This window comes from Bacteriovorax sp. DB6_IX (assembly GCF_000447775.1).
GTDB lineage: Bacteria > Bdellovibrionota > Bacteriovoracia > Bacteriovoracales > Bacteriovoracaceae > Halobacteriovorax_A.
Genome location: NZ_AUNJ01000397.1, coordinates 1 through 3,259, shown reverse-complemented (window position 1 = coordinate 3,259; position 3,259 = coordinate 1). Strand labels below are relative to the sequence as shown.

Genomic DNA, 3,259 nt, shown 5'->3' with positions numbered 1-3,259 from the left:
TTTAAATTTCTACACTTGACGCTTATAAAATTGCTACTATCTTATAATAAATGGAACACAACGAGTGTGTTTTCAACAACTTAACCAATTAGTTTATAAAGGAGACTCTATGAAAGAAGGAACATTTTCATTACGTATGCCAGAAAAGCTAATTAACTACTGTGGAATTAAAATTGATCAAAAAGTAGCACAGCAAATGCAGAGGAGGCTCGACTCACTCTCAGAGAAATGCCCCTATCCCTGTGATATCAACCTAGTTTTTGAAAAGAGAGAATCATGCTTTATTGGAAAGCTCGAAATAAAAGCGGCCGCGCTCAAAATCTGTTCAAGAAAAATATCTCATATCCCCTATCAAGTCTTCTCTCTATTAGTTGATGATATAGAAAACCAACTCTTAGATTGGAAGAGACAGAGATTTAGTAATGAACTCGAGATGAGTCTGAATCCAAGTTTCTCTTATGGCCGACAAGTGAGATAAGATTTTAACTAGTCAAATTTTACTGATCTTCCCTTGTGTAAAAGAGTGCTAATATTATAATATGGAATTATTACTCAACCAACACATTACAGATCTTAAAGAATCATCTACTCTTTGGATTAACTCCAAAGTCAAAGAGCTCAGAGCACAAGGGAAGGATGTTATCCATTTCGGATTTGGACAATCCCCCTTTCCGGTTCACGAAAAAGTGACGCTAGAGCTTATTAAGTACTCTGGGGAAAAAGACTATCTCCCAACATTAGGACTTTATGATTTAAGAGAGAATATTTGTGAGTTCTATAAGCGCAAGTTTAACTACGATTTCTTACCAGAATACCTACTCATTGGACCAGGCTCAAAAGAGCTTTTATTCCAAGCCCTCTTTGTTTTAGAAGGTGATGTTATTATTCCCGCACCAAGTTGGGTAAGCTATGGACCACAGGTAAATACAAGAGGAAAACATATTTCTAGGATCCTTACGCGAAAAGAAGATGGATATAAACTTCAGGCGAAAGATTTAGAACAAGTATGTACGACTCTTACATCAAAGCAAAAAATGTTAATTATAAATTCTCCTAATAACCCATCGGGAAGTGTCTATAATGACCAAGAAATTCAGGACATCGTTGAAGTTTGCAAGAAGAACAATATCGTTATCTTCTCTGATGAAATCTATGGTCAAATTGACTGGAGTGGAGACAAGAAAAAAGGTTTCTTTCATTACTATCCAGAGCGAACAATAGTGACTGCAGGATTGAGTAAATCACATTCAGCAGGAGGATATAGACTTGGTTTTCTAGCGACATCACCACAAATGTCCCTACTGATCAAGGCCCTCGCCAGCTTAGTTTCAGAAACATTTAGTGCAGTAAGTGCACCAATTCAATATGCAGCCGTTAAGGCCTATAGCGATGATCAAGAGATTGACGAGTATATTGAAAAATGTAGTCAAATTCATAAGGCCTGTGGATTATATCTTCATGATCGAATGACTAAAATGGGATTAGAGTTACCAAGACCAGATGGTGCTTTCTACCTTATGCCAAGTTTTTCTAAGTTTAGAGATCATCTCGAAAAAAAATATGGGATAAAGAACTCAATAGATCTCGCAAAAACACTCTTAGAAAAGTTTAATGTGGCCACATTACCAGGATGCGATTTCTATTGCCCTCCAGAATGGCTAAATTTAAGAATTGCCACAGTAGACTATGATGGAACAGATGTTCTTGAGGCCTTTGAGAAATTGGGTAAATTAGATCATGACTTTGTCGAGAAGTTCTGCCCCAACCTCAAAGAAGGCTGTGACAGAATTCAAGAATTATTGGCTTAATAAGTAAAATATTGATTATATATTCGACTGAGCTCTTCTTCGTTAGAATAAAGGAGCTGATGTTTCTTATAGAGTTTATCTACTGACCAAATATTAAGAGAATCGAAGACCTTCTTTCTAATCTCTAGACTAAAACCATAAGTTCCCCCACCAAAAGTTGGATAAAGGGTAATACTATGGACAGAGTCTTGTAAGTATTTTTGATACCACTTAAGCGCTATTTTAGCAGTCACATGTCCAACGATAGCACCTAGAGTCACATCACTCATCCAGTGCCTATTCTTATAAACACGGGAATAACTTGTTAAGGCGGCCAATCCATAGGCCAAATAAGGTGACCATGGATGTTCATGCTTATATTGTTGCGCAAAGACTGTCGCAACAGACCACGCTGCAGCTGAATGCCCAGAAGGAAAAGAAGTATTATCAGAACCAAAAGCAGGACCTTCGAAAACATAGGGACTTTCACTTGAATTGGGTCTCTTTCTATGAGTCGCAGACTTTAATATCTCAACGACCGTCTGACCCAGAATGACAGCAGGAAGAGCAGCTACTGCAGCATCTTTTGATCTCTCATCATCAAAAACAAGGCCAACGGCGAAAGTCCCCATGACAAGAGGAACAAGATTAGTATCCTCACCAAACCCATTCGTAAATTCAATAATATGATCAAGTGTTTCACTTTGATTCGCTTGAACTGTATCCATAATCTGACGATCGAAAGTCAGTAAAACTCCCACGGCACCTAGTGCCAGGAGAGATTTAACTTTCTTATTTTCACTTTTCTTATTCAGAGGAAGAAGAATATTCTTATCTCCATTCTCTGAGAGTTCAAATAATTGTTCTGGTAGTTTATCCCCAAGTGATTCTTTAATATTAAATCTATTTCCTTTGCTATCTTTTAGTATCTCTTTAAGAAATTCATCGCTTGAGATATTTAGACTAGAGAATCTAATATCAAACTTCTTAATGAAGCGGCGTTGCTGTCTTGGAGAATCAATAAGATTTGCCATTTGATTAAGAAGTTGAGCTTGACGTCCATCTTCAATATCACTTCTGATCAGTGCCTTTGCCATAACAGTCAAAGTCTTCTCTGGCTTCTTCATATTTGGATGACGCTTGAAAGCTTGTGCTATCTGCATCAGATCATCTTTATAAACACGAGCAGGTAGATTTCTTTTCAAATGAAACTTAGTCACCTCCACCGGTCCACTGAGTCTGACTTCACGAATTCTCTCAATGGCCTTCTCTACTTCTGATGAAAGTTCATCATTTATAAGTATCTTCTTATAATTTCTTATAAAGAGAGTGAGGTTTAGCTCGATTTCATCAAAGAATGACAGGGCCTCACCATTAAAGTTAAATTGAGAATTCATACGTGTTGATTTTCTAAACTTCTTAGAAAATTTGATATACATCTCAACTTGATTACGAAGCAGATGGTGAACTTC

The 3,259-nt window shown here is 37.1% G+C and carries 3 protein-coding genes; 2 read left to right on the top strand and 1 reads right to left on the bottom strand.

Annotation, left to right across the window (positions count from 1 at the left end; translation table 11 throughout):
* Positions 1-109: 109 nt before the first annotated feature.
* Complete coding sequence (locus M901_RS12640; RefSeq protein WP_021278592.1) at positions 110-478, top strand: hypothetical protein; 369 nt, start codon at positions 110-112, stop codon at positions 476-478.
* A gap of 61 nt (positions 479-539) precedes the next feature.
* Positions 540-1,808: a pyridoxal phosphate-dependent aminotransferase gene (locus M901_RS12635; RefSeq protein ID WP_021278591.1), complete on the top strand. Its 1,269-nt coding sequence runs from the start codon at positions 540-542 to the stop codon at positions 1,806-1,808.
* Here the strand turns inward: M901_RS12635 and M901_RS12630 are convergent.
* Positions 1,805-3,259: phosphatase PAP2 family protein (locus M901_RS12630; RefSeq protein ID WP_021278593.1), on the bottom strand; the 1,455-nt coding region annotated here is incomplete at its 5' end. The two genes, M901_RS12635 and M901_RS12630, sit on opposite strands and share 4 nt — an antisense overlap.